At 60.8% G+C, this 25,010-nt stretch carries 25 protein-coding genes and 2 tRNA genes; 19 read left to right on the plus strand and 8 right to left on the minus strand.

Annotation, left to right across the window (positions count from 1 at the left end; translation table 11 throughout):
- Position 1 precedes the first annotated feature (1 nt).
- Positions 2-253, minus strand: a complete 252-nt coding sequence (locus G4D79_RS16955; RefSeq protein ID WP_003941570.1) for a hypothetical protein — start codon at positions 251-253, stop codon at positions 2-4.
- A 136-nt stretch (positions 254-389) separates the two neighbouring features.
- Here G4D79_RS16955 and G4D79_RS16960 point away from each other — a divergent pair.
- Positions 390-462 (plus strand) — tRNA-Asn (locus tag G4D79_RS16960).
- 72 nt (positions 463-534) lie between these two features.
- Here G4D79_RS16960 and G4D79_RS34565 read toward each other — a convergent pair.
- Complete coding sequence (locus G4D79_RS34565) at positions 535-837, minus strand: HAD-IA family hydrolase (protein ID WP_308252588.1); 303 nt, start codon at positions 835-837, stop codon at positions 535-537.
- Positions 838-979: 142 nt separating this feature from the next.
- On the opposite strand from G4D79_RS34565, the gene G4D79_RS34570 reads away from it, so the two are divergent.
- Positions 980-1,192 carry a hypothetical protein gene (locus G4D79_RS34570; RefSeq protein WP_250887535.1) on the plus strand — a complete coding sequence of 71 codons (213 nt, stop codon included), beginning with the start codon at positions 980-982 and terminating at the stop codon, positions 1,190-1,192.
- A gap of 99 nt (positions 1,193-1,291) precedes the next feature.
- Here the strand turns inward: G4D79_RS34570 and G4D79_RS34575 are convergent, their stop codons facing one another.
- A complete protein-coding gene (locus tag G4D79_RS34575; RefSeq protein ID WP_223304512.1) occupies positions 1,292-1,489 on the minus strand; it encodes a hypothetical protein in 198 nt (65 codons plus the stop codon).
- A 177-nt stretch (positions 1,490-1,666) separates the two neighbouring features.
- On the opposite strand from G4D79_RS34575, the gene G4D79_RS16975 reads away from it, so the two are divergent.
- From G4D79_RS16975 to G4D79_RS16985, 3 genes are all read left to right on the plus strand, one after another.
- Positions 1,667-1,740 (plus strand) — tRNA-Ile (locus tag G4D79_RS16975).
- A 988-nt stretch (positions 1,741-2,728) separates the two neighbouring features.
- The gene (locus G4D79_RS16980; RefSeq protein ID WP_054781977.1) at positions 2,729-3,076 is read left to right on the plus strand and encodes a hypothetical protein; all 348 of its coding nucleotides are present in this window, start codon (positions 2,729-2,731) and stop codon (positions 3,074-3,076) included.
- Positions 3,077-3,787: 711 nt separating this feature from the next.
- Positions 3,788-4,306: a DinB family protein gene (locus G4D79_RS16985; RefSeq protein WP_065456305.1), complete on the plus strand. Its 519-nt coding sequence runs from the start codon at positions 3,788-3,790 to the stop codon at positions 4,304-4,306.
- Here the strand turns inward: G4D79_RS16985 and G4D79_RS16990 are convergent, their stop codons facing one another.
- Both G4D79_RS16990 and G4D79_RS16995 read right to left on the minus strand, forming a co-directional pair.
- Positions 4,307-5,779 (minus strand): mannitol dehydrogenase family protein, encoded by a 1,473-nt coding sequence (locus tag G4D79_RS16990; protein WP_214514259.1) that lies wholly within the window; start codon positions 5,777-5,779, stop codon positions 4,307-4,309.
- Between the two features lie 7 nt (positions 5,780-5,786).
- Complete coding sequence (locus G4D79_RS16995; RefSeq protein ID WP_063316289.1) at positions 5,787-6,797, minus strand: NAD(P)-dependent alcohol dehydrogenase; 1,011 nt, start codon at positions 6,795-6,797, stop codon at positions 5,787-5,789.
- Positions 6,798-6,936: 139 nt separating this feature from the next.
- On the opposite strand from G4D79_RS16995, the gene G4D79_RS17000 reads away from it, so the two are divergent.
- The 14 genes from G4D79_RS17000 (at position 6,937) to G4D79_RS17060 (ending at position 21,823) form a co-directional block, all read left to right on the plus strand.
- Complete coding sequence (locus tag G4D79_RS17000; RefSeq protein WP_054827191.1) at positions 6,937-7,935, plus strand: sugar-binding transcriptional regulator; 999 nt, start codon at positions 6,937-6,939, stop codon at positions 7,933-7,935.
- A gap of 63 nt (positions 7,936-7,998) precedes the next feature.
- The gene (locus G4D79_RS17005; RefSeq protein WP_058227204.1) at positions 7,999-9,351 is read left to right on the plus strand and encodes a sugar ABC transporter substrate-binding protein; all 1,353 of its coding nucleotides are present in this window, start codon (positions 7,999-8,001) and stop codon (positions 9,349-9,351) included.
- Positions 9,348-10,298 carry a carbohydrate ABC transporter permease gene (locus tag G4D79_RS17010; protein WP_058227205.1) on the plus strand — a complete coding sequence of 317 codons (951 nt, stop codon included), beginning with the start codon at positions 9,348-9,350 and terminating at the stop codon, positions 10,296-10,298. The genes G4D79_RS17005 and G4D79_RS17010 overlap by 4 nt, the downstream gene beginning before the upstream one ends.
- Entirely contained in the window at positions 10,298-11,164 is an 867-nt protein-coding gene (locus tag G4D79_RS17015; RefSeq protein WP_050657016.1) for a carbohydrate ABC transporter permease, read from the plus strand. The genes G4D79_RS17010 and G4D79_RS17015 overlap by 1 nt, the downstream gene beginning before the upstream one ends.
- Before the next feature lie 27 nt (positions 11,165-11,191).
- Positions 11,192-12,286: an ABC transporter ATP-binding protein gene (locus G4D79_RS17020; RefSeq protein WP_042450146.1), complete on the plus strand. Its 1,095-nt coding sequence runs from the start codon at positions 11,192-11,194 to the stop codon at positions 12,284-12,286.
- Between the two features lie 95 nt (positions 12,287-12,381).
- Entirely contained in the window at positions 12,382-13,299 is a 918-nt protein-coding gene (locus tag G4D79_RS17025; RefSeq protein WP_058227207.1) for a carbohydrate kinase, read from the plus strand.
- A 95-nt stretch (positions 13,300-13,394) separates the two neighbouring features.
- Positions 13,395-15,611 carry an MMPL family transporter gene (locus G4D79_RS17030; RefSeq protein WP_064689215.1) on the plus strand — a complete coding sequence of 739 codons (2,217 nt, stop codon included), beginning with the start codon at positions 13,395-13,397 and terminating at the stop codon, positions 15,609-15,611.
- Positions 15,612-15,629: 18 nt separating this feature from the next.
- Positions 15,630-16,361 (plus strand): histidine kinase, encoded by a 732-nt coding sequence (locus G4D79_RS34580; RefSeq protein WP_250887536.1) that lies wholly within the window; start codon positions 15,630-15,632, stop codon positions 16,359-16,361.
- Positions 16,285-16,833 carry a sensor histidine kinase gene (locus G4D79_RS34585; RefSeq protein WP_250887537.1) on the plus strand — a complete coding sequence of 183 codons (549 nt, stop codon included), beginning with the start codon at positions 16,285-16,287 and terminating at the stop codon, positions 16,831-16,833. The genes G4D79_RS34580 and G4D79_RS34585 overlap by 77 nt, the downstream gene beginning before the upstream one ends.
- Complete coding sequence (locus G4D79_RS17040) at positions 16,830-17,504, plus strand: response regulator transcription factor (protein WP_042921920.1); 675 nt, start codon at positions 16,830-16,832, stop codon at positions 17,502-17,504. The genes G4D79_RS34585 and G4D79_RS17040 overlap by 4 nt, the downstream gene beginning before the upstream one ends.
- A gap of 64 nt (positions 17,505-17,568) precedes the next feature.
- Positions 17,569-18,873 (plus strand): HNH endonuclease signature motif containing protein, encoded by a 1,305-nt coding sequence (locus tag G4D79_RS17045; protein WP_214514260.1) that lies wholly within the window; start codon positions 17,569-17,571, stop codon positions 18,871-18,873.
- A 308-nt stretch (positions 18,874-19,181) separates the two neighbouring features.
- The gene (locus G4D79_RS17050) at positions 19,182-20,309 is read left to right on the plus strand and encodes an NDMA-dependent alcohol dehydrogenase (RefSeq protein ID WP_007735481.1); all 1,128 of its coding nucleotides are present in this window, start codon (positions 19,182-19,184) and stop codon (positions 20,307-20,309) included.
- Between the two features lie 36 nt (positions 20,310-20,345).
- On the plus strand, positions 20,346-21,185 hold the full coding sequence (locus tag G4D79_RS17055) for a serine hydrolase (RefSeq protein WP_007735479.1): 840 nt from the start codon (positions 20,346-20,348) through the stop codon (positions 21,183-21,185).
- A 128-nt stretch (positions 21,186-21,313) separates the two neighbouring features.
- Positions 21,314-21,823 carry a DUF3145 domain-containing protein gene (locus G4D79_RS17060; protein WP_042445731.1) on the plus strand — a complete coding sequence of 170 codons (510 nt, stop codon included), beginning with the start codon at positions 21,314-21,316 and terminating at the stop codon, positions 21,821-21,823.
- Between the two features lie 110 nt (positions 21,824-21,933).
- On the opposite strand, the gene G4D79_RS17065 is transcribed toward G4D79_RS17060, so the two are convergent.
- The 3 genes from G4D79_RS17065 to acpM form a co-directional block, all read right to left on the minus strand.
- Entirely contained in the window at positions 21,934-23,367 is a 1,434-nt protein-coding gene (locus G4D79_RS17065) for an acyl-CoA carboxylase subunit beta (RefSeq protein ID WP_003941597.1), read from the minus strand.
- 108 nt (positions 23,368-23,475) lie between these two features.
- A complete protein-coding gene (locus G4D79_RS17070) occupies positions 23,476-24,726 on the minus strand; it encodes a KasA/KasB family beta-ketoacyl-ACP synthase (protein ID WP_003941591.1) in 1,251 nt (416 codons plus the stop codon).
- A 7-nt stretch (positions 24,727-24,733) separates the two neighbouring features.
- Positions 24,734-25,009 carry a meromycolate extension acyl carrier protein AcpM gene (acpM, locus tag G4D79_RS17075; protein WP_003941649.1) on the minus strand — a complete coding sequence of 92 codons (276 nt, stop codon included), beginning with the start codon at positions 25,007-25,009 and terminating at the stop codon, positions 24,734-24,736.
- Position 25,010: the final 1 nt, after the last annotated feature.

Here is a 25,010-nt window from a genome sequence, read left to right on the forward strand (position 1 = left end):
CCTAACGGTTTTTCTTCAACTGGTCGTGGGGGACCAGAATCGTAGTCTCCTCGTTGATCGGCTTCATCGGCTCGAGCTTGGGCTGAGTACTCAGTGAGTCGGCCAGCTTCTGCCGTGACGCGTCCAACACCTTCTTGGTGGCCGGACTGGTGGCCACCGCCTTCGCGGCCCGGCTGATCTGCTCGTATCGTGCGCGGCCCGCTTTGGTTCCCAGGACGTACCCAGCTGCAACACCGATCAACAAACGCATCATTCCTGCTTCCCTCCAGCACCGATCGTCCTGACTCCATCCTGCCTGATGACTCGCTGGGCAGGCGATTTGGTACTTCGGTGAAGGATTCGCTACAGTTTCTCAGGCAACGCCGGAACGGGCGAAGCGAGCAAGACAATCCCCTGTAGCTCAATTGGCAGAGCTTCCGACTGTTAATCGGACGGTTGCTGGTTCGAGTCCAGCCGGGGGAGCAGCAAAGCCCCTCACCTGAGAAATCGGGTGGGGGGCTTTCTTGTTGTGGTCTGACCTTGTTTTTGTCTGACCTAGTGCGCTCGCAGCAGACCCACCGATCGAAGTGCCGATTCGACGTCTGCCGCCTTGTTTGCTTGTTCGCCGCGAATTCCCAGCCGTCGAGCGCTGAGGACGTTCACCGGGTTGTCGTCGACGAAGAAGGTCTGCTGTGGACGCGCATCGAGCAACTCCAGCGCAGCCAGGAAGGCCGCAGGTTCGGGTTTGGTAGCTCCGAGCATGCAGGAGAAAACATGCTCGTCGATTGCCGATGGAGTTACGACACTCTCGATGGCGGCCAAGAGAACAGGTCCGTTGTCGGAGAGTGTGGCGACCACGACCCCCCTCGCTTCGAAGCGCGATTGCGAGATCGATGACCGCGCGGTCCGGGATGAAGGCCTTGGCCCAGGCTCGGCGTAGCTCGTCGCGGTCACCAGGAAACCCGAGTCGTCGAAAGCGTTCCAGGATCGCGGTTTCGGAGTGAATGCCGAGATCGCATTCCTGGTCGAACCCGGACGCGAACACGAGGGCATGAATCTCGTCTTCCGTGACGCCGATTGCCGCAGCCAGTTCTGCGGCGCGACGGTCAGGCTCGAATCGACACAGCACACCGCCCAGGTCGAACAACACGAGTTCAGGTGGTCCGCTGTCGTTCGCCATGTCGGAGAGGATAGGCGGCATCAGCATCAGTGAACGCGAAGCGAAGATGATGGCGGCGGAGATGCGAAAAGCCCGACGCAATACTCTGCGTCGGGCTTTCGGCGGAACCGTCGAACTGTTCGGCCGGTGCGCTTACTTCGCTGCGCGATCCGAAGGCTCGAACAGTCGGACGATGTGGCTGGGGTTGATGTAGTAGACACCATTCGGAGAATTGAGAACGAGAGTGTCTTCGGTGAAATCGGTGACGGTGCCGTTCAGCTTCGCGCCGTCGGACATGATGATCCGGATCGTGGCCTTCGAGTTCTTGAATTCGGTCAGTGCAAGCTTCATGTGGTGATCCTGTTCCGTGGGGTGTGCACTCCCACGGTATCGGCTCATCGCGCCTGTGCCGACCAACCTTGGAAGACTCGACTCGAAAGAGTGCAACGCGTCACCGCCTGCCCGATTGTGATCCGCGTCGGATGTGCCGGTAACATTCGGATTCGCCGCGATGCATCGCATCCGGATGGGGCGGTAGCTCAGTCGGTTAGAGCCGTGGACTCATAATCCATTGGTCGCGGGTTCGAGCCCCGCCCGCCCCACATTCAGTTGCCGTGAGCCCGCAGGTCAGACCCAATGACTTTTGTCGAAAGTCATGCTGCCGACGATCGCAACGGCGACAAGTGCGCAGAGTGCAATCAACAGGGCAGTTGCCCACAGGTAGTTGGTGCAGTTGCCCACACGTAGTTGGTATTGAATCGCACGCAACGCGCATGCGGGTACGGCTGAGTTGATCCTTCGTGGCTACACAAGTAAATGTCGTACCGCGATCGTCGATCTCGGACGAGGTGAAAGTCTCGGATCCGGATACCCAATCCTCGACAAGTATCGGGAGCGCAGTGCAATTGGGCGCAACCGAGCGAGCGACGTGCCGGACGTGAAGGAAAAGTAGGTACCTATCCGGGTATTTCAGCGTATGTGCTCGACGTACAGAAGTGTCACGCTTTAGACGTGCCTACCGGTGTAGGTACAAGGCAGTCGAGCCGTCCCCCCGCGGCTCGGCTGCACCCAAATGTTGACGCGCTGACCGGCAGCCGACTGTCGGAAACGACTCCACGCGAGGAACGGCAACGATAGTGGGCCCCGCAACTGCGGGGCCCTTTCTCTGTCTGAAAAGCGCTGTCGGACTTGGGTCATCACCATTGAGGACTTCGTGCTCGATCACTGGAAACGAGAGCCAACGAGGGCAGTCTCGCCGTCCTTGTCTGCGTCGGATCCATTTTGCCGAGCTTCGTGAATTGCAGAATCCGCAGCCCGCGAGAGCTCAGTAGTTGCCTTGATCGGGTGCAAAACCGGGCAATCGGAACAAAACACTTGTCGATGCGTTACAACTATTGTTAAAGTGTAACGACGAACTGCAAGTGAACAGCAACTTGAAGGTCTCGCTACCGGAAGCCGATGGGCGCCGGGGGAGATTCGTCTGCTGTCGATGGACGCGACGCCGTTGGGCGGCACGGATAAAGGCTCTGTGAATTGCGCCGGGTCGCACCCCTGATCAACCTGACAGACCAACGTAACGGAGAACATACTGTGACAATCAAGAACTCGATCGGGCCTGGTGTCGAAGCCGATCATGGAAACAGGCTGTTCGGCAACACTATTCGATCAGCTGAAGGTGAGGAACTGGTCCAGCGGCTGAATGCCATGTTCGAGCGAGCGAACAGCGCAGGTCAGGTGGTGAATCAACGAGAACTCTCGACCGTGCTTTCTGTGCGGAGATCCGAGGGTTCGCCGGTCGACCGGTCGATTCCGGCGCCTGACAGGCTGATGCATGCGATCGAGGGACTCTCGTACGAATCCCTTTCCCTGTTGATTTGTGCGGCCGAGCATTTACTGCGTTCGGAAGGGGTACATGTCGACTCGACGCCCTTCACGTGAGGGGCGACGAGACCCGTCGAGGAAATCGAAGTGATCGGTCCGTCGCCGACGAACGAGTATTTTGTCACGAACGGAATGACGTAGTTACGTCGTCGTTTGTAATTCTGTTGTGCGACCGGCGAATCAGGCCTCCGGCGTTGCTCGGTCGCACGATCCCGATTTCGCTGCTTCGAAGGCTTCTTGGGTGCGCTCACACGCCTCAGCGTCGAATCCTCTCCAGTCGTCGTGCGGTCCGCTCGTGTCATCGCGGACTCGATCGATCGGCGACGTGGAATCAGTCGGAGTATGTCCAGTTCTTCGGCCGATCCGAGTATCGACCGGCAAATCTTGTCGACGGAGTCAGATGCCGGATACCGGCACCGAAATACGGATCAACATTCACCTCGGGAAGCCGCATGAAGTGAACTGACTATCGCAGTCTGCTGTTGTGGTGTGAACGCTGCCCAGGCGCTGGCGGAACCCGCGAGTTCAGGGACATCGTTCCATCCAGGGCTCTGTAGCCGGGCTAACGCCGCCTCGACCGTCCCGAAAACTTCGAGGTACGCATGTGCGTCGTCGCATGTGAAGGCGAGTTCGTGTGGTTCGGCGTCGCCCCCGTCCCCGCCACACGAAGTAAGCATCAGCACGAATGGAATCGCAATACCGACCATGATGCGCTTCATCGGCCAATCGAAGCAGACCGACTCCGCTCCCGCGGACTATTCTCGATGCATGCCGATCACCCCGGATACAAAGAACTGGACCTGGGTCCTCGAACGCCCATGCGGCGAGTGCGGGTTTGATTCGTCCGCTGTGGCGTTCGCGGATATTCCAGATCTTGTGCGTAGCAATGCCATCTCGTGGGCCGAGGTACTGGAGCGCGAAAATGTGACGGAGCGACCGGACAGCGACACATGGTCAGCGCTGGAGTATTCCGCCCACGTACGCGACGTGTTCCGGATCTTCAAGGTGCGGTTGGAACAGATGCTCGAATTCGACGATCCGAGATTCGAGAACTGGGATCAAGACGCAACAGCTGAGACCGAGCGGTACAACGACCAGGATCCGGCAACGGTGGCATCGGAATTGTCCGACGCCGCGGCGGAGGTCGCGAATGCCTTCGAAACCGTGCCGGAGGGCAGCCGCCACCGACGGGGTCTCCGCAGTGACGGATCGGCGTTCACCGTCGAATCGTTGGCGGCCTACTTCATTCACGATCCGATCCATCACCTGCACGACGTTTCGGCGTAGTCAGAGCCCGCGTACCTCCTCGAGGGTCCTTCTGGCTCCGACGGAGTGCAACGAGTCGAGCGTCTTTCGGAAGCTAGCGACAAATCGGCGATCGTCCACGAGATCGCCGAACACTTGGCGGTACCCGATGAAGGCCAACGGGTCGCTCGACTGTTTCTGGGCGAGCGGCACCAGAGTGTCCGACAGCTGATCGACGACGGTGATGGGATCTCCGTTCTCGTCTGTGCCCTCGGCGTAGCGGGCCCAGCTGGCGACAATTGCGGTGGACAGGTTGATCGACCCACCGGTGTCGAGTTGGGTTCGGATGACGGGCAACAGCCACTTGGGAATTCGATCGGACGATTCGGCGCACAGACGTGCAATCGTGTCGCGGACCTGGGGGTTCGAGAATCGTTCGATGAGGGTCTTCTTGTACTGATCGAGGTCGACGCCGGGTACCGGATCAAGGGTCGGCGTCGCTTCCAGATTCATGTAGTCGAGCAGGAATCCTGACAAGAGTTCGTCCTGGCATGCCTCGTGGACCAGACGGTATCCGGCAAGGTAGCCGAAGTACGCGATGCCTTGATGGCTGGCATTGAGAAGGCGCAGTTTCATCAGTTCGTACGGGCGAACATCCGGCACGAGATTGACGCCGGCATTCTCCAGAGGTGGCCTGCCTGAGGTGAACTCGTCCTCGAGGAACCACGCGGTGAACGGCTCAGCTGCGACCGGCCACTGATCGTCCACGCCAAACGTCTCGGCGATCTCGGTGGTCACCTCGGCTGTCGTGACGGGTGTGATCCGGTCGACCATGGAGTTGGGGAAGGCGCCGTTCTCGTCGATCCACTCCGTAAGTTCGGGATCCTTCAGGGCGGCGAACGCTCCGACAGCCGTCCTGGCGACCGATCCGTTGCCTTCGATGTTGTCGCAACTCATGATCGTGAACGGGGTGAGGCCCCGGTCGCGACGGAGTGCGAGTGCCGCACAAATCAGACCGAAGGTGGTGCGGGGGAGTGTTCCCGGCTCGAGATCGTGCATCACATCGGGATGGGACGCGTCGAACTCGCCCGTAGTGTGCGAGATGTTGTATCCGCCCTCGGTGATGGTGAGAGATACGATTTTTGTCGATTCGGATGCCATCTTTTCGATCACCGCCTCCGGATCCTCTGGAGCGAACAGGTACTCGACGATCGACCCGATGACCCGGGCCTCGAGGGTTCCGTCGGAATGCTTGAGCGCCAGCGTGTAGAGGCAGTCCTGCGCGCGGAGAGCGTCTTTCATCCGCTTGTCCGACGGCATCACTCCCACTCCGCAGATTCCCCAGTCGAAGCCCTCACCGCGTCGCAGGAGATCATCGATGTACATGGCCTGGTGTGCACGGTGAAAGCCTCCGACACCGAAATGCACTATGCCAGTAGTGACTTTGCTCCGGTCGTAGTTCGGCACTTCGAGTGCAGCATCGAAGTCGAACAGGGTCTTCGTATTGAGTTCCATGAAAGTACTAGTCTCCTTCGGCGACGATGACTACGGCTTTGATGCTGCCGAGAATGCGATCGGCCACCAGGGCCTCTTGCGACTGTTCGAGTGAAAAGCGTGCTGTGACCATCGAGTCCAGATCGACGCGCCCGGCAGCGACCAATGCGGCGGCGATCGGCCACGTGTTGGCGTACCGGAACACTCCGGTCAGCATCAGTTCGCGATTCTGAATGATCGGGACCGGCAACGGTATCTCGTCGGCACCCATTCCGACCAGAACGACGGTTCCAGCGGGCCGAACTGCGTGAATCCCGTCGATCACTGCGGCCGTGGCACCCGACGCGTCGATGAATGCGTCGACGGCCAGCGAGCGTACGTCGCTCTCACGTGGATCAACGACGGTTGTTGCGCCGAATTTCAGTGCCACATCACGCCGGGCCGCGTCGATGTCCGAGACGATGACTTCCGTCGCGCCGAATGCCTTGGCCACCTGCGTCGTCACGATTCCTACCGGGCCGGCGCCGGCGATCAACACCCGAGAGCCGGCAGTGATCCCCGCCTTCTGGGCTGAGGCGATCCCTACGGAAAGTGGCTCGAACAGCGCAGCTGCCTCGTAGGACACGGAATCTGCGATGGGATGGGCGAAGTCGGCACCGATCGTGACGTAGTCGGTCAGCGCACCGTCGATCGGCGGCGTCGCGAAGAACTCCATATGAGGGCAGAGGTTGTATCTGCCTGCCTTGGATTCGGGACTTGTCGGATCGGGCTTCTGAGGCTCGATGGAGACACGCTGCCCGATGCGTCTTGGGTCGACGCCGTCACCGACCGCAGCGATGCGTCCCGATGCTTCGTGTCCGAGAACGAGCGGTGAGTTGACTACGTAAGGGCCGATGCGACCTTCGTGAAAGTAGTGCGCGTCCGACCCGCACACGCCCACGGCATGGATGCGAACGAGGACTTCACCCGCCTTCGGGAACGGTCGTGGTCTCTCGACCATCTGCATCTTTCCGGTCTCGACGAGGACATTTGCCCGAATTGTCGCAGGTAGATCGACGGATTCTCCGGAAACTGTTGTGTGCGTCACAACGTAGATGTTAGCTTAATGAGCATAAGAACATCTAGTGAGCATTTGCTCACGATCGAGAAACTTTGAACCTGATGCACAAGGAGACCGTGTGAACCAGTCGGCTCAGCCCACAGGACTCAAGACGTCGAAGTTGCCCGCTTCCGAAGATGTGCGGCTCGCCTTGCGGGCAGCGACCATGTATCACCTCGAAGGTGCCACTCAGGCTGAGATTGCAGCGAAGTTGGGCGTCTCGCGGCCGACAGCCGGGCGACTGTTGGCCAGGGCGCGGACGCAAGGTTTGGTCAGGGTCGAGATTTTGGTACCGCCGGAGCTCGAAGGTTCGGTGAACACGGAGTTGGAATCGAAGCTGGAGAAGCACTTCGGGTTGGCCGAAGTGTTGATCGTCCCCGAAGCGATTTCGGATGCGGACGACCCGGACTTCGACGCACTCGGTCGAAGAGCAGCGGAAGTTCTGGTTCGTCGTCTGCAGCCGTCGAGCGTTCTCGGGTTTACCTGGGGTCCGGAAACCGTTGCGGTAGCAGGATCTTTGCCAGACAAGGCCGCGAAGTGCTCGGCTGTGGTACAACTTGACGGCTCCATGACGGTGACCGACTACCAGACCGGTGTCGACTTCACCATCGGCCGATGTGCACAACAGTTGCAGGCCAATCCTATTCGTCTCAACGCTCCGCTGTATGCCGACCCGGCGACTGTGGAGTCGATGCGAAACGACTCGGTGATCTCGAAGGCGCTGCAAGCCGGAACTGATTCCGACATCATGGTTTTCGGAGTTGGTGCCGTCTCGACTGCCACGACCTTGTTTGCCGGTAGCTTCGTCGACTCGACCATGCTGGACGAGTTGGAAAGTCGAGGCGCTGTCGGTGAAATCGGCGGCCGTTTCTACACGATCGACGGCAATCCAGTGGAGGGGCCACTGCCTGAGCGAACGGTCTCCGTATCGCTCGACGCAGTGAAATCCTGCGATCAGACGATTCTGATTTCGGGGGGAACACACAAACGCCAGGCCGTTCTGGGCGCATTGCGCGGAGGTTTGGCAAACGTACTCGTCACCGACGTCGAGTGCGCCCAGTGGCTGCTCGAAGGCTAGCGATCTCACGAGTTTCGCGGTCCGAGCGCGCGACTGACACGCAAGTGTGAAGGAAGGTAATCCGTGAAAACAGGAAGACGAGTGTGGGGCGCTGCCGCGGTGGCGCTCTGCCTCCTGGTGTCGGGATGTGCGGGCGCTGGTGCGCTCGGTGGTTCCGGCGAACGAACAGTCACCATCGCGATGGTGTCGAACTCGCAGATGCAGGACGCCATCAAACTGGCGCCGGCTTTCGAAGCCGAGAACCCTGGCATCGACCTCAAATTCGTCAGCCTTTCCGAGAACCAGGCGCGCGCCAAGATCACAGCGTCGACGGCAACCGGCGGCGGTGAGTTCGACGTCGTGATGATCAGCAACTACGAGACACCTCAGTGGGCCGCAAACGGTTGGCTCACGAACCTGTCCGACTATGCAGACACGACGCCCGGTTACGACGAGGACGACTTCGTACCGTCGATCAAGACTTCTCTGTCGTACGAGGACAGTTTGTACGCGGTCCCCTTCTATGGGGAGTCGTCGTTCCTGATGTACCGCAAGGATCTGTTCGATCAGGCGGGGATTACAGTTCCCGAAGACCCGACGTGGCAAGAAGTTGCAGGTTGGGCAGCACAGTTCGACAACCCGGACGCCAAGATGGCGGGAATCTGCTTGCGCGGAAAGCCTGGCTGGGGTGAGGTACTCGCACCGCTGAACACCGTGATCAACACCTTCGGTGGACGCTGGTACGACGAGAATTGGAATGCGCAGTTGACCAGTCCGCAGGTCGAGGATGCGGTTCAGTTCTACGTGGACACTGTCAAGGAGCACGGTCAGCCGGGTCCTGCCACAAGCGGATTCGGTGAATGTGCAACACAATTCGCGCAAGGCAACACGGCGATGTGGTACGACGCGACCTCGGCTGTGTCGGTGCTCGAAGATCCCGCCTCGTCGAAGGTGGTCGGCAACATCGGATATGCGAAGGCCCCGAAGGTCGAGAAGTCCGATCCTGGTTGGCTCTACACGTGGGCGCTCGGAATCCCGGAGTCGGCACAGAACAAAGATGACGCCTGGAAGTTCATTTCCTGGATGACGAACAAGGACTACATCCAGAAGGTCGGAACCGAACTCGGCTGGTCGAGAGTTCCTCCGGGAAGTCGCCTTTCGACCTACGAGATTCCGGAATATCAAGAGGCTGCTCAGGCATTCGGTCCGATCACCCTCGAATCGATCAACAATGCAGATCCGAAAAACCCGACAGTGCAACCGGTTCCGTACACCGGCGTCCAGTTCCTCACCATCCCTGAGTTTCAGGACCTGGGCACTCGCGTCAGCCAGCAGATCAGTGCGGCCATCGCGGGTCAGAAGAGCGTGAAAGAAGCACTCGAACAATCCCAGCAGTATGCCGAGGTGGTCGGCAAGACCTATCAGGAGAACCGATGACTACGGTTGCCGAGCCCAGAACTACGGTGGACGACGCGCCACCGGTCCGTGTCGAAAAGAAGATCTCCCGCGCCGAGGGTTGGCGTCGTAGAGGTCCCCTGTTGCCGGCGTTGATCTTCTCGATCGTCGTCACTCAGATTCCGTTTCTGTTCACCCTCTACTACTCGACGCAGTCGTGGAACCTTGTCCGGCCGGGATCGCGGCACTTCAACGGGTTCGACAACTACATAGAGGTTTTCAAGGACAGTCAGTTTCGGGAAGTCGCGGTCAACACGGTCATCATGATCGTGGGTACGGTCATCGTTTCGGTGATCCTCGGACTCGCGCTGGCGCTGCTGCTCGACCGCGCATTCCTTGGTCGGGGCATCGTCCGGACACTGCTGATCACGCCGTTTCTCATCACTCCCGTCGCCGGCGCATTGCTGTGGAAGACAACAATGTTCGACCCGGTGTTCGGTATCGTGAACTTCGTACTCCAGCCTTTCGGCGTCGGCCAGGTCGACTGGGTCAGTAAGTTTCCGCTCGCCGCCGTCATGATCAATCTGATCTGGCAGTGGACGCCCTTCATGATGCTGCTCATTCTGGCCGGTTTGCAGTCCATGCCCCGAGACGTTCTCGAAGCCGCACGGGTGGACGGAGCCAAGCCGTTTGCGATGTTCCGCGAACTGACGTTGCCGCACCTGCGCCGCTTCATCGAACTCGGTGCAGTTCTGGGTGCGATCTACCTCGTGAACACTTTTGACGCGGTGTACATGATGACCTCGGGTGGGCCCGGCGTGGCCAGCTCGAACCTGCCGTTCTACATCTACCAGCGCGCGTTCCTCGGCTTCGACGTAGGTCAAGCTGCGGCGATGGGTGTCGTGACAGTGATCGCGACGATCATCGTGTCGACACTTGCGCTCCGATTGATCTTCAAGAGCTTCACCGGCAACGAGGAGGCGGCGTGATGACTGCCGTAGAGACGACAAGCGCGACGACCGACAAACCCGTCGTCAAGAAAAAGAAGAGCAGCAAGTTCAGTCCGTGGTCGGTTGTGGCGTGGATCGCCGCTCTCGGATTCTTCTTCCCGGTCTTCTGGATGGTCCTCACCGCGTTCAAGACCGAGGCAGACGCCTACACGGATCCGCCGAAGCTGTTCTTCACTCCCACCCTCGAACAGTTCCGTGCCGTCCTCGACTCCGGTCTCGGCACGACGCTGGCAAACTCCGCATTTGCGACGGCCATGTCGACGATTCTTGTTCTGCTACTGGGTGTTCCGGCTGCGTTTGCATTGTCGCTTCGCCCGGTAGCCAAGACTCAGGACGTTCTGTTCTTTTTCATCAGTACCAAGATGCTCCCAGTCGTCGCTGCAATCGTGCCGCTGTACGTGATCGTCAACGACATCGGATTGCTCGACAACATCTGGGCGCTGGTCATCTTGTACACATCGATGAATCTGCCGATCGCAGTGTGGATGATGCGTTCGTTCTTTCTCGAAGTCCCCGGCGAACTTCTCGAAGCTGCCAGCATGGACGGCGCGAGTTTGTGGACCTCGGTTCGCGAGGTGATCCTCCCGCTGATCTCGCCCGGAATTGCTGCGACTGCGCTGATCTGCGTGATCTTCTCGTGGAACGAATTCTTCTTCGCCGTCAACCTGACAGCTGTTCAAGCACAGACGATTCCGGTCTTCCTGGTCGGGTTCATCACCGGCGAGGGCCTGTACTGGGCTCGGCTCTCCGCGGCAGCGACCATGGCGGCATTGCCCGTCATCCTGGCCGGTTGGTTCGCCCAGAACAAACTGGTGCGCGGCCTGTCCTTCGGTGCAATCAAATAATTCTCCTCACCCTCTCAGGAGTTCGTCATGGCTGAAATCTCGTACCAGAAAGCGTCTTGCATCTACGAAGGTGCCGGGACCCTCGCTGTCGATTCACTCGATCTCGACATCAACGACGGGGAGTTCATCGTGCTCGTCGGTCCGTCAGGTTCCGGAAAGTCCACGGCCCTGCGCATGTTGGCAGGGCTCGAGGACATCGATTCCGGCGCGATCACCATCAACGGCAAGGACATGACCGATGTCCCGTCCAAGGATCGCGACATCGCAATGGTCTTCCAGAATTACGCGCTGTACCCCAACAAAACCGTCGGGGAAAATATGGGGTTCGCGTTGAAGATGCGCGGTGTGCCCGTTGAGGAGCGTAAGAAGAAAGTGGCCGAAGCGGCCAAACTGCTTGACCTGACTGACTATCTCGACCGCAAGCCGGCCAAGCTTTCCGGTGGTCAACGGCAGCGAGTTGCCATGGGCCGAGCTATCGTTCGTGAACCGCAAGTGTTCTGCATGGACGAGCCGCTCTCCAACCTCGACGCAAAGCTACGCGTCCAGACCCGCACGCAGATCGCGGCGTTGCAGCGTCGTCTCGGAACCACCACCGTCTACGTCACGCACGATCAGGTGGAAGCGATGACGATGGGTGATCGCGTGGCAGTGCTCAAGGGCGGCAAGTTGCAACAATTCGCTTCTCCGACCGAACTTTACGATCGGCCGGCCAATGCGTTTGTTGCAGGCTTCATCGGATCTCCAGGTATGAACTTGGTAACGGCGCCGGTCAGTTCGGGTGGGGTGCGTTTCGGCGACGTCGAGGTTCCGCTGGACCGCGAGCAGATGGCGGCAATCGCCGCGGCCGGTCTGGCTTCGGTCACAGTAGGAATTCGGCCCGAGCAATTCCAGGTGGTCGCTGCCGGAGACGGAATCGCAGCTCAGATCGACCTGGTAGAGGAACTGGGCAACGAGTCGTACATCTACGCACACGTGCCTGGTACCGAAGCCGACCCGATCTCGCTCGTTGCACGCACCGGCGGGCGATCGAAGCTGCAGTACGGCCAGACGCTGGGCTTCGAGCGGGTGGACGGCCTTGTTCACCTCTTCGACCCGGCTACGGGCGAGCGTGTGGGTAGCTGAATCCCATCACAATCGTGACCTGCTCGGCACCCGAACTCGTTCGTGCCGAGCAGGTCACATCCATCTTCGACTGGTGAGAAGGTTAGGGTCTACCGATGAGTGATACACGCGAACGATCCGTCGTGGTGTGTGGTGAGGGACTGGTTGATCTGGTTCCGGTGGGGGAGAACTTCTCACCCAAGTTGGGCGGTGGACCGTTCAACGTTGCGATTGCACTGGGTCGACTCGGATCCGACGTGGGATTCGTCTCTCGCTTGTCCACAGACGCTTTCGGAGATCGGATGATCGACTCGCTGGCCGCGTCCAATGTCGACACAACTGGGGTCGAACGTGGGCCCGAGCCGACAACTCTGGCCGTCGTGAACCTTGCAGCGGACGGAGGTGCGCGGTATTCCTTCTACCTCGAGGGAACGGCGGATCGACAGTTCGCGCTGCCGAAACTTCCCTCTGCCCGGGCATTCTCGTTCGGAACGCTGTCGCTGGTGCTCGAGCCCGGGGCCTCTGCCTACGAAGCTTTGCTGCACGAAGCACACGCCCGCGGTCGACTCACCATGGTGGACCCCAACATTCGTCCGGCGGTGATCTCCGACCCGGACGCGTATCGACGACGGTTTCGTTCGTGGTTGCCCGCCATCGATATTCTCAAAGTGAGCGACGACGACGCGAAGTGGTTGGGTTCGGTCGACGGCGCCGAGTGGCTCCACGAAGGCGTCGGCGCCGTCCTGCTCACCCGTGGTGGTGACGGGTTGCGGTTGATCACCGAGGAACTCGATGTTTCGGTGCCGGCGCCCGCGGTTGACGTCGCGGACACGATCGGTGCGGGCGATACCGTTCACGGAGCCCTGTTGGCCTACCTTGATCGTCACGACGCACTCGACGTCGCTGTTGTGCGTGCGTTCACCGAGGCAGATTGGTCGGCCGCGTTGACCTTTGCCGCACGCGCGGCAGCCGTCACCGTGTCACGTCCCGGGGCGGATCCGCCGTGGTCGAGGGAGTTGGGCCGGCCCGTCTAGCACTGGGGACCACCGCCCTACTGCGAGCGCAGTACGTCGAACTGCCTACCTGTGCACGATGTGCGACGGGGTCGTGTATCGGCACAGTGACACGCATGTCGATATTCCTGTACAAACTCTCGCGACTCGCGTTTCGGCGCCGTTGGGCAATGGTGGGCTTCTGGGTCGTCCTGCTGGTGGCGGGCGGAGTAGGCGCAGCAACGCTGTCCGGTCCGACCGTCAATACGTTGTCGATTCCGGGCACCGAATCACAAGCGGCGCAAGATCTTCTGGCTGAAAGATTTCCGCAATCGTCCACCGACGGAGCCAGTGCTCGCATCGTCTTCGAATCTCCGGCGGGCACGACGCTCACCGATCCGGCGATTCGACAATCCGTCAGTGACTTGGTCTCTGCGCTCGGGAAGGATCCTGAGATTGCAGCGGTATCGGATCCGTATGCCTCCGGCGGAGTGTCGCCGACTGGGACGATCGGATACATGCAGGTCTCCTATACCGCCGACTCGATGGACTTACCGGACAGTTCGAAAGAACTGCTCGAGTCCGCCGTCCACGACGCCGCGGATTCAGGGCTGGCAGTCGATGTTGCCGGCAACGTGCTGATGGAAAGCAGCGCCGAATCGATGGGCGAAGTGATCGGCGTCGCGATCGCCGCTGTGGTCCTGACGGTCACTTTCGGTTCGTTGGTGGCAGCAGGGCTTCCCTTGATCAGCGCGTTGATCGGCATCGGCATCGCGATCTGCACGATCACTATCGCAACTGGTTTCATCGAATTGGGTTCGAGCACAACCGTCCTGGCAATGATGCTTGGGCTCGCCGTGGCGATCGACTATTCGCTCTTCATCGTCTCGCGCTACCGCTCCGAACTACGTGACGGACATGATCCGGAAATTGCTGCGGGCCGCGCAGCGGGGACGGCGGGTTCGGCCGTAGTGTTCGCGGGGTTGACGGTGCTCATCGCATTGGCAGGACTGTTCGTCGTGAACATCCCGTTCCTGACGAGCATGGGTCTGGCTGCAGCATTCGCAGTTGCTGTTGCAGTGGTGATTTCACTGACGCTGCTGCCCGCCACACTCGGATTTGCAGGGTCGCGCGTCATGAGTCGGTCTGATCGTCGACTGCTGGCGTCCGGCGGTGAACTGACACACCGGAAACAGTCGGAGGGGGCGGGCTCGCGATGGGCCAAGTTCGTGATCCGGCGTCGAGTTCCGGTTTTGCTCGCGTCAGTCCTCGGGCTGGGATTGCTGGCGATCCCCACATTCGGAATCAACCTGAGTTTGGCGAGCCCACCAGTGCCCGACACAACTGCCGCCAGGGCTACCGACCGACTATCCGAGGGGTTCGGTGCCGGGTTCAGCGGTCCGCTCATGGTGGTCGTCGACGTTGCCGACGCCGCAGATCCGGCAGCGGCATTGAGCGGCGCCCAGGAAAAGCTCGGCGCTCTGCCCGACGTAGCGGCAGTGACGCCGCCAGCACTCAATCAGGCCGGCGATACAGCAGTCATCACGGTGGTTCCCTCGAGTGGCCCGGAAACCGAGGCAACAAAGGCGCTCGTCGCAGATATACGTGAGGTCGCCGGATCACTGACCGACGAGACCGGAGCCACGATGTCGGTCACCGGTCAGACAGCGTTGACGATCGACGTTTCGGATCGCCTGGCCGACGCCCTGGTTCCCTACCTCGCATTGGTCGTCGGCCTCGCCTTCATCCTCCTGATGTTGGTGTTCCGCTCGATCTTGGTACCACTCAAGGCAACTCTCGGATTTCTGCTCTCGATCGGTGCGACGTTCGGTGTGCTGGTCGCGATCTTCCAGTGGGGTTGGTTCGCCGGCATTCTCGGAATCGAAGGTCAAACCGGATCAGTTGTGGCGATGTTGCCCATCTTCATGATTGGCATCGTCTTCGGGTTGGCGATGGACTACCAGGTGTTCCTGGTGACCAGAATGCGTGAAGCGTTCGTCCACGGTGAGGGACCGGATGAAGCAGTCGTGAAGGGCTTCGACCAGGGCGCGCGAGTGGTCACGGCCGCGGCGCTGATCATGATCGCCGTTTTCGCGGGCTTCATCTTCGGCGGCGACGCCTTCATCATGCAGATCGGACTCGGACTCTCGTTCGCGGTTCTGTTCGACGCCTTCGTGATCCGTATGACCGTCGTACCGGCCGTCATGTCCCTGTTGGGCTCGAGGGCATGGTGGTTCCCCTCATGGCTGGACCGGTTGGTCCCGAACGTCGATGTCGAGGGGGAGCAGTTGACTGCGCTGCTCGCAGATTCGAAGGAATCCAGTGAACCCACGAGCGACAAGTTGTCGGTGTGACCCGGATACGGTAGATCGATGACTTCGACATCGACGTGGGGTCGATGGTGTGCGGAACACCCGCGCACCATCGACCTGGCACTGGCGATTCTCGTGCTCCTTGCCACGTGGACGGCGCACCGCATCGCGCTCGACGGCAATGACACCCGCGAGGTCACGGTTGTGGGAGTGCTTGTAACAGCGATCGCAGCGGCAACCATCGTGTTCCGAAGGCGCTATCCGTTCTCGGCACTGGCGGTGGCAGTACTCCTCGGCGTATTGATGATTGCACTGTCAGCGCCGCCGAATGCCGGCACAGGTTCCGCAGCGATGGTGTGCCTCTACTACGTTGCCAGCACGAGTGACCGCCGGAGGACCTTCTTCGCAGCGGCGAGCACAGTCAGCTCGCTGATGCTCGTCACGATCTTCCTGGGAGTGGGGAACAATCTCCTGCAGGAGGCACTGGGGTTGTTGGCTTGGTTGCTGATGGCAAGTTTTGCCGGCGCCGAGGTCCGTTCTCGCCGAGCCTATCTGGAGTCCGTCGAGGCGCGCGCGGTGCAAGCGGAAAGAATGCGCGAGGACGAGGCCCGACACCGCGTCGTCGAAGAAAGGATGCGGATTGCGCGAGACCTGCACGACGTTGTCGCGCACCACATTGCCTTGGTCAACCTGGCAAGTCGGGGTCGCGTCGCACTTGATCGGGAAAGACCCGGAGAAGGCGACGACTGCACTACGCGGAGTGGAGGAAACGTCCAAGGCGGCACTCGATGAAATTCGGGCCACGGTCGGAGTTCTCCGTGATGCTCAGGACGGTGATCGCTCGATGAAGCCGGCTCCGGGGCTTTCGGATCTACCGGCACTGGTGGATCAATTCGTCAGTGCGGGAATGGAAATCGAAGTGCGCGCTGTGGGTTCGCTGCGCCCTCTCGGGCCAGCAGTAGACCTCACGGCGTACCGAATTATCCAGGAAGCACTCGTGAATGCGAGCAAGCATGCGTTGCCAGGGGCCGTCACCGTGTCGTTGTCGTACGAAGCCGAGGTTCTGGTGCTGTCGGTCGAAAACTCCGGAACGGCAGTGCCTTCGACGTCACCGCCCGGGTACGGACTGCTGGGAATGAAGGAGAGGGCACAGGCAATGGGAGGCGAGGTCTCAGCAGGATTCCGCGCGGACGGGGGATTTCGTGTGGACGCCCAACTGCCGCTTGTCTCGGTGTCCAGGGGTTCGGAGAGTGGGGAGTCGTGAGTATTCGGGTGGTAGTGGCAGACGATCAGGCGCTCTTCCGTCAAACGCTTGCGCTGCTGATCGGTTCGGAAGAGGACATGGAGGTGGTCGCCGAGGCGGCAGACGGAGAGCAGGCATTCCAGGCGGCGATCGAGCACCGACCCGACGTTGTATTGATGGACATTCGAATGCCAGGCACCAGCGGAGTCGAAGCGACCGCCATGATTGCCGATCATCCGGATTTGACCGACGTGCGCGTGTTGATCCTTACCACCTTCGAAGTGGATGAGCATGTGGCACAGGCGATCCGGGCTGGAGCCAGCGGCTTCATCGGCAAAGGAATCCGAGCGGAGGATCTACTCGATGCTGTTCGGACGGTCGCAGGTGGGAACTCTTTGCTGTCGCCGATTGCGACCAGCGCGTTGATTTCTCGGTTCCTTTCCACTCCGTCGCGGGCCGACTCGACTTCTGGGATTTTCGGTCAATTGACACCACGCGAACTCGAAGTGGTAACCCTCGTTGCCCTCGGGATGTCCAACGACGAAATCGCCGCGGAATTGGTGATCAGCGCGGTCACGGCAAAAACCCATGTGAATCGGGCGATGACGAAACTGGATGTCCGCGACCGCGCGCAACTGGTGGTTCTCGCATATCAATGCGGTGTGGTGATTCCGGGACGCTCGGTGGATTGACTCGAAAAACTCTTGACTCGAACGGGTGTTCGAGTATGATATGGGGAGGGGATCGGGGGATTCAATGAGTGTCTTGTTGTCGGATGTGGTGTCTGGTTCTGCGGTGGGGTTACGTGGACGGTTGTGGCGGTTGACTGCTTCGGAGTTGCGCGCTGCTGCTGTCGAGGCGAGTGCGGAGATTCTGCGCCTGGAAGCCGTTCGTGTTGCGGTGGTCGACGAACTCTCGTTGCGCCCGGATGATCAGGTGATTGCGAGCCGCGGTGTGGGGTCCTGGTTGGCGGCGAACACGATGTTGCAGGTTCGGGACGGGAAGAAGATCGCCGCGTTGGGCGCGGCTTTGCGGCCGCTTCCGGGTGTGGCGGCTCGGTTCGGTTGTGGGGATTGCTCCTTCGATCATGCCGTGTTGATCGTGGCGTTCTGTGAATCACCACCGAAGGGGATGCCGGAGGAGGCGCTCCCGAAGTGCATCGATTTGTTGCTCGCTGCTGCGTCGGGTGTGGAGGCGACGACGACGAAGGTGCGGAACGTGATCGCGACGTTGGAGCGGTTGTTCGAGTCGGATGAGATTCCGCCCGCCGAGGATGTCGATCTCAACGAGTTGCGGATCGCGTCGACGCTCAATGGTCGGGTGGTGGTGCGTGGGGATTTCGACGCCCTGACCGGTGAAATGTTGTTGTCGGCGTTGTCGAATCTGACGATGCCGACCCCCGCTCCGGATGGAACCCCGGATTCTCGGTCGGCGGCGAAACGCACTGCGGACGGGTTCACCGAACTGATCCGCCGTTACCTGGACTGCGCCAAAACAGGCACAGACGGTGGTCAACGCCCGCACGTGAACGTGCACATCAACGCTGGGGATCTCGCTGAGCATCGGGACTGCGCCGCGACACCCTCCACTGCTGATGACGGAATGGCTGTATCGGATCTCGATGTCGGGCACATGCCCTGGCTCGGACCGCTGTCGGTGTCGCAGACCAGGCTTCTCGGGTGTGATTGTTTCCTGTCCACGGTTCTGCTCGACGATCACGGCGCACCGCTCGATGCGAAACCCGGAAAACGATTGGTCACCCCCGAACAGCGAGTGGCGTTGATCGCCCGAGACAGGGGCTGCGCGTTCCCGGGGTGTTCATGTGTGCCTGCCTGGACGGATGCGCACCATATCCGGCACTGGGCCAACGGTGGCCCGACGGTGATGAACAACCTTGTCCTGCTGTGCCGTTCGCACCACCGGTTGATGCACCGGAAATCAGGGTTCGTCGGGAAGTGGGCGATTCGGATCGGTGTCGACAACAAACCCTGGTTCATCCCACCACCCTCGATCGACCCCGGCCAGCAACCGCGGCCGGCGAACACCACCTTCAAAACCTGAGGACGAACCTCAGATGCACCAGAACATGCCCAGGTCTGTTTCAGACCCGCTGCTCTGTGTCCGACCGATTGGTGGGGGGTGGAGTCGAATGGTTGCGTGCTTTCGGGGCGGCTCTACTTTCGGGTGCCCGTGTGGCCTGTCCCACTCAGTGGGTCATTATTCCGTTGTTGCCGCGCCGGTTGTGCCAGGTCATTTGGACGTCTGACCTGCAGTGCAAAATCTTTCGTTAGAACACGTTCCAATTTCGCAGATTTGTGGCTATGGTCACAGAGATAGATGCGGGTGTGCGAATGAAAGGGTGAAGTGACGTGAAGACCAAGGGTGCAATCCTGTGGGGCCTCAATGAAAAGTGGTCCGTCGAGGAGATCGAGATCGGTGAGCCGGTAGCCGGCGAAGTTCAGATTCGCATGGAAGCGGCCGGAATGTGCCACTCCGATCACCACATCGTCACCGGCGCGACCCCGATGCCGTCGTTCCCCGTCATGGGTGGGCACGAGGGTTCGGGCGTCATCACCAAGCTCGGCCCGGAGGTCAAGGGTCTGGAGGTCGGCGACCACGTCGTTCTGTCCTTCATTCCGGCTTGTGGAACCTGTCCGGCGTGTTCGGCCGGTCATCAGAACCTGTGTGACCTCGGGATGGGCCTCCTCAGCGGCCAGGCCATCAGTGACGGCACTTACCGGATCCAGGCTCGCGGCGAAAACGTGATCCCGATGTGCCTGCTAGGGACGTTCTCGCCCTACATGGTCGTGAACCAGTCGTCAGTGGTGAAGATCGACAAGGACATTCCGTTCGAGGTTGCCGCACTCGTCGGTTGCGGCGTTCCGACCGGTTGGGGATCGGCAACCCACATCGCCGATGTGAAGCCCGGCGAAGACGTTGTGATCATGGGTGTCGGCGGCGTCGGTATCAGTGCGCTACAGGGTGCAGTTGCATCGGGCGCCCGGTACATCTTTGCCATCGACCCCGTGCCGTGGAAGCGTGAGCAGGCTCTGAAGTTCGGCGCAACGCACGCTTTCGAAAGCGCTGCCGCTGCCATTCAGCCGATCATCGACGCTACGTATGGCCGCATGGCACAGAAGACGATCATCACCGTCGGCGAAATGAGGGGTGAGTACGTCGAAGAAGCGATGATTCTGACGGCAAAGGCCGGCCGTTGTGTCGTCACCGCAATGGGGCACCTGACGGACATGGATGTGAAGCTGAACCTGTTCCTGATGGCGATGCTTCAGAAGGACCTTCAGGGCAACATTTTCGGCGGTGGCAACGCTCGCCAGGACGTGCCGAACCTCCTCGCGATGTACAAGGCAGGCAAGCTGAACCTCGACGACATGGTGACTCGGACCTACACGCTCGAAGGCGTGAACGACGGCTACCAGGACATGTTGGATGGCAAGAACATCCGCGGCGTCATCCGCTACACCGAAGCTGACTGGTGATCGGAAGCGCAACTCTTGTGCCAGTAGTCTGATCGGGTGCCCAGTACTCACAGTCTCGACGTAATCCAGCAGTGGCCGGTCGACAATGCGGCAGCGGTCGTCCTCTCCGGGAAGAATCCCGGTGAGGGCGACCGCATTCGTGGTTTCAGTGGCGACCAGGCGCATGTTTTCCCCCTGGCTTCGGTGACAAAACTGTTGTGCGCCTACGCGATTCTCGTGGCAGTGGAGGAGGGGGCGGTCGAGTTGGATGGGCCGGCCGGGCCTGAGGGGTCGACCGTTCGTCATCTCCTCGCACATGCTTCGGGATTGGCATTCGCCGAACGTGTTGTTCAGGCGCCGGTGGCGTCGAAGCGGATCTACTCGAGTGCGGGGTTCGAGGTGCTTGCCGAGTTGGTTTCCCGGGAGACCGAGATCGAATTTGCCGACTATCTGGCCGAGGCGGTGTTCGCGCCGTTGGCGATGACCAGCGCGGCTCTTGTCGGTCCGGCCGGTCACGGTGCGCAGGCATCGGCAGACGACTTGGCCAAGTTCGCGGCTGAACTGCTCTCGCCGACTCTGGTCTCGGCGCAGACGTTCGCAGAGGCGACAACTGTGCAGTTCCCGGGGCTCAACGGAATTCTTCCGGGTTACGGCTCTCAGCGCCCCAACGACTGGGGGCTCGGATTCGAAATTCGGGGCGACAAGCGTCCGCATTGGACGGGTCTCGAGAACTCGGCCGCTACCTTCGGTCATTTCGGCCAGTCCGGGACGTTCCTGTGGGTCGATCCCACGATCGATACTGCGTGCGTCGTGCTTACCGATCGCGATTTCGGTGATTGGGCCAAGCCTTTGTGGACCGAATTGTCGGATGGCGTGGTCGGTGAAGTTTCGCGGTAGAGCACAAATTTCTCTCCTTCCACTGGCGCAACACGGGTAACACAAGGCACACTGTTCAATCGAGCGTGCTGCACGAACTCGACAGAGGTCGTTGGGGAAGACGTCCCTCGTCGAAGCAGGAGGCTCGAGTGCGCGAAATGAATCAATTCGCGGACGTGACGACTGGTGTGGTTTACATCCACTCGTCGCCCGCGGCGCTGTGCCCGCACGTGGATTGGGCTTTGTCCGCCACGTTGGACAGCCCTGCCAAGCTCAGATGGACCTCACAGCCTGCCTACGACGGGCTTCTGCGTGCGACGACGGACTGGACGGGTCCCGTCGGAACCTGTGCCCGCCTGGTCGACTCGCTACGCGCGTGGCCGATGTTGCGGTTCGAGGTCACCGAGGACCCGAGTCACGGCGTCGACGGCGAACGGTACAGCCATGTGCCCGGTCTGGGCCTGTGGCGCGGATCCACCAGTGCGAACGGTGATGTCGTCGTAGGGGAGATGAAACTGCGGTCCATCATGAATTCCGGTGGAGACATCGCCGCGGAAATCGATCGGGCGATAGGTACACCGTGGGACGAGGAACTCGAACCCTTCCGGAGTTCAGGCGAAGGTGCCGAAGTGACATGGCTGCGAAGGCGTGTCAGCTGACCGAGGTCCATCCTGAACCCGGAGTGCTCTCGCGGCTTGAACGACAAAGACTTGAATGACAAAGGTGGGCCCCGCCGTATCGGCGAGGCCCACCTTGCTGTCCAGGGTTGTCAGAGCGGAATGTTCTTGTGCCGCGCGCGGACAGATGGTGCAGACGCGAGGGCAGCGGTCACGATGCTGCGAGTCTTCGCCGGGTCGATTTCCTCGTCGACGACGCCGATTTCGACCGCGCGGTCGACGCCGCCCGCGATTGCCTCGTGCTCGGCAGCGAGTCGGTCGTGCAATGCTTCACGCTCGTCGTCCGGTGCAGCTGCGAGGGCCCGCTTGTGCAGGATGCCGACAGCAGCCTTCGCACCCATCACGGCTACTTCGGAGTTGGGCCAAGCGAATACGGCAGTGGCTCCCAGTGCTCGCGAGTTCATCGCGATGTAGGCGCCGCCGTAGATCTTTCGAGTGACGACGGTGACGCGGGGGACCGTTGCCTCGGCGAAGGCGTGAAGTAACTTCGCTCCGCGTCGGACAACGCCTTCCCACTCCATCGAGACGCCCGGCAAATACCCGGGAACATCGACGACGACCACGAGCGGCACGCCGAATGCGTTGCACAGTCGCACGAATCGAGCGGCCTTCTCTGCACTTTCGGAGTTCAGGCACCCCCCGAGTCGCAGTGGGTTGTTCGCAATGACGCCAACGGTGCGTCCGGCCATCCGGCCGAAACCGGTGACGATGCTCCGAGCGTAATTGCCTTGCAGTTCTTCGAAACTCGACTCGCCTTCGACGTTGTCGAGCATTTCGTGAACGATCGGACGAACGTCGTACGCGCGTTTCGCGGAGGCAGGCATCATGGCGCGCAGATCACTGTCGCCGAGTTCCGCTGCCCGCTGATCGAATTCGCCCTGCTCGCACATCATCGAGACCAGGCGGCGCGCGCGGTGCAATGCGTCGGCCTCGTCGTGTGCGGCGATGTGCGCGACACCCGACTTCTTGGTGTGTGTGTCCGGACCGCCGAGTGACACCATGTCGACCTGTTCGCCGGTGACACTACGAACTACGTCTGGCCCGGTGACGAACACTCGGCCTTCCGGCGCCATGATTACGACATCGGTGAGGGCTGGACCATACGCGGCTCCGCCAGCGGCAAAGCCGAGCACGACGGAAATTTGAGGTATGAGACCCGACGCGCGGACCATGGCCTCGAAGACCAGTCCGACGGCGTGGAGCGCCTCGACGCCTTCAGCCAGACGCGCGCCACCGGAGTGCCAGAGGCCCACGATGGGGGACTCTTCCTCGATAGCGGTATCGATGGCTTTGACGAGGTGTTTGCAACCGTCGACGCCCATGGCGCCACCCATGACAGTGGCGTCGGAGCAGTATGCGATGGTGCGGACGCCGTCGATGTTTCCGGACGCGGCGAGCACACCGGACTTGTCACGGGCGTGGAGCGGCACTGTTGTGCCGGGGTCGAACAGATTTTCCAGGCGCGCAAGAGGATCGCGCGGGTCTGTCGATGATTCGGACTTTGTCACGGGGGCCAGGATGGTCATCGCGTCCTCCTTCAGTACGAGCCTTGGGTGGAACGAAAGGTCGGTGTTGTCCGCGGGTGACGTTGTGTTGCAACGACACCCGCGGACAGGTGCAAACCGCGGTTCGGGCTAGGCCCGACCGAAGGCGAGCGCGACATTGTGCCCACCGAAACCGAACGAGTTGTTCAGTGCGAAATCGAAAGAGCCGGTTCGGGGTTCACCCTTGACGACATCGAGATCGATTTCTGGATCCTGGCTGTCAACGTTGAGCGTGGGCGGGATGATCCCGTCACGCACTGCCAGAACCGTGAGGACTGATTCGAGGGCGCCGACAGCGCCGATCGAGTGTCCCAGCGCGGATTTCGGGCCGTACACCGCAGCGTGATTGCCGACCGCTGCGTTGATTGCCTTTGCCTCTGCGATGTCACCGATCGGCGTCGCAGTGGCGTGGGCGTTGATGTGCTTGATGTCGGACTTCGTCAGTCCGGCCATCTCGATTGCTCGGGTCATGGCTCGCGCCGCGCCCAGGCCTTCCGGATGCGGTGCCACGATGTGGTACCCGTCCGAAGTGATTCCGGAACCAAGCAGGCGGGCGTGAATCGTTGCCCCGCGTGCCTTTGCGTGCTCCTCGGTTTCGAGGATCATCAAGGCGCCGGCTTCGCCGAAGACAAATCCGTCGCGGTCCTTGTCGAAAGGACGTGAAGCTGCGGCCGGATTGTCGTTGTTGGTGCTCATCGCACGCATCATGGCGAAGCTCGCGATCGGAACGGCGTCGATGAAGCTCTCGACTCCACCAGCCACAACCATGTCCGCGTCACCCATGACAAGCATGCGGTGAGCGTGAGCAATTGCCTCGGAACCTGATGAACATGCCGACACCGGAGTGATGACGCCACCGCGGGCCCCGAGTTCGAGTCCGACCGTTGCGGCCGGTCCGTTGGGCATGACCATCTGCACCGAGAACGGGGACACCTTGCGGTATCCGCCGCCACGGAGCTTGTCGACGGCGTCGATGAGCGTGTCGCCGCCGCCGAGTCCGGTGCCGATGACAACGGCCAGGCGGTCCTGATCGACTTCAGGGCTGCCGGCGTTGCTCCAGACCGTGCGACTCAACGTGAGGGCAAGGCGTTCCACCCAGCTCATCCGTCGAATTTCGACGCGGGACAAGCCCTCGTCCGGTGAAACCTTCAGGTGCCCGCCGATGCGAATGGGAAGGTCGAACTCGTCGATGAACGGGTCATCGAGGATTCCGATGCCGCTTTCGCCGGCGAGTAGCGCCTTCCACGTGCCATCCACATCACCAGCCACCGAGGTCGACGTCGCGAGGCTCGTGACGACGATGTCGGGGAATTTCCCTTTGCGGGTAGAAGCGGAAGTCACGGTCGGCTCACTCTGCGTTCTTGGCTTCGGCGCCTTCGGCTTCGAGCTTCTGGATGTACGCGACGATGTCGCCGACGGTGCGCAGGCCTGCGAGATCCTCGTCGGGGACCTTCACGCCGTACTTGTCTTCGGTCTGAACGGCGATCTCGACCATGGACAGGGAGTCGATATCGAGGTCGTCCACGAAGGACTTGTCGACGGTGACCTCGGAAGGCTCGATACCGGTGACCTCCTCCACGATCTGGCCGAGTTCCGCGATGATTTCTTCCTGAGTGTGGGCCACT

It is taken from the genome of Rhodococcus sp. WY5 (assembly GCF_018588185.1).
GTDB classification, from domain to species: domain Bacteria; phylum Actinomycetota; class Actinomycetes; order Mycobacteriales; family Mycobacteriaceae; genus Rhodococcus_F; species Rhodococcus_F qingshengii.

Bases quoted from the DNA above. Each gene is read 5' to 3' on its own strand.
- G4D79_RS17030 (WP_064689215.1), top strand. From the start codon at position 13,395: ATGTCGATATTCCTGTACAAACTCTCGCGACTCGCGTTTCGGCGCCGT.
- G4D79_RS17065 (WP_003941597.1), bottom strand. From the start codon at position 23,367: ATGACCATCCTGGCCCCCGTGACAAAGTCCGAATCATCGACAGACCCG.
- G4D79_RS17015 (WP_050657016.1), top strand. From the start codon at position 10,298: ATGACTGCCGTAGAGACGACAAGCGCGACGACCGACAAACCCGTCGTC.
- G4D79_RS34580 (WP_250887536.1), top strand. From the start codon at position 15,630: ATGACTTCGACATCGACGTGGGGTCGATGGTGTGCGGAACACCCGCGC.
- G4D79_RS34575 (WP_223304512.1), bottom strand. From the start codon at position 1,489: ATGAAGCTTGCACTGACCGAATTCAAGAACTCGAAGGCCACGATCCGG.
- G4D79_RS16985 (WP_065456305.1), top strand. From the start codon at position 3,788: ATGCCGATCACCCCGGATACAAAGAACTGGACCTGGGTCCTCGAACGC.
- G4D79_RS17025 (WP_058227207.1), top strand. From the start codon at position 12,382: ATGAGTGATACACGCGAACGATCCGTCGTGGTGTGTGGTGAGGGACTG.
- G4D79_RS17010 (WP_058227205.1), top strand. From the start codon at position 9,348: ATGACTACGGTTGCCGAGCCCAGAACTACGGTGGACGACGCGCCACCG.
- G4D79_RS17020 (WP_042450146.1), top strand. From the start codon at position 11,192: ATGGCTGAAATCTCGTACCAGAAAGCGTCTTGCATCTACGAAGGTGCC.
- G4D79_RS16990 (WP_214514259.1), bottom strand. From the start codon at position 5,779: ATGGAACTCAATACGAAGACCCTGTTCGACTTCGATGCTGCACTCGAA.
- G4D79_RS16955 (WP_003941570.1), bottom strand. From the start codon at position 253: ATGATGCGTTTGTTGATCGGTGTTGCAGCTGGGTACGTCCTGGGAACC.
- G4D79_RS17045 (WP_214514260.1), top strand. From the start codon at position 17,569: ATGAGTGTCTTGTTGTCGGATGTGGTGTCTGGTTCTGCGGTGGGGTTA.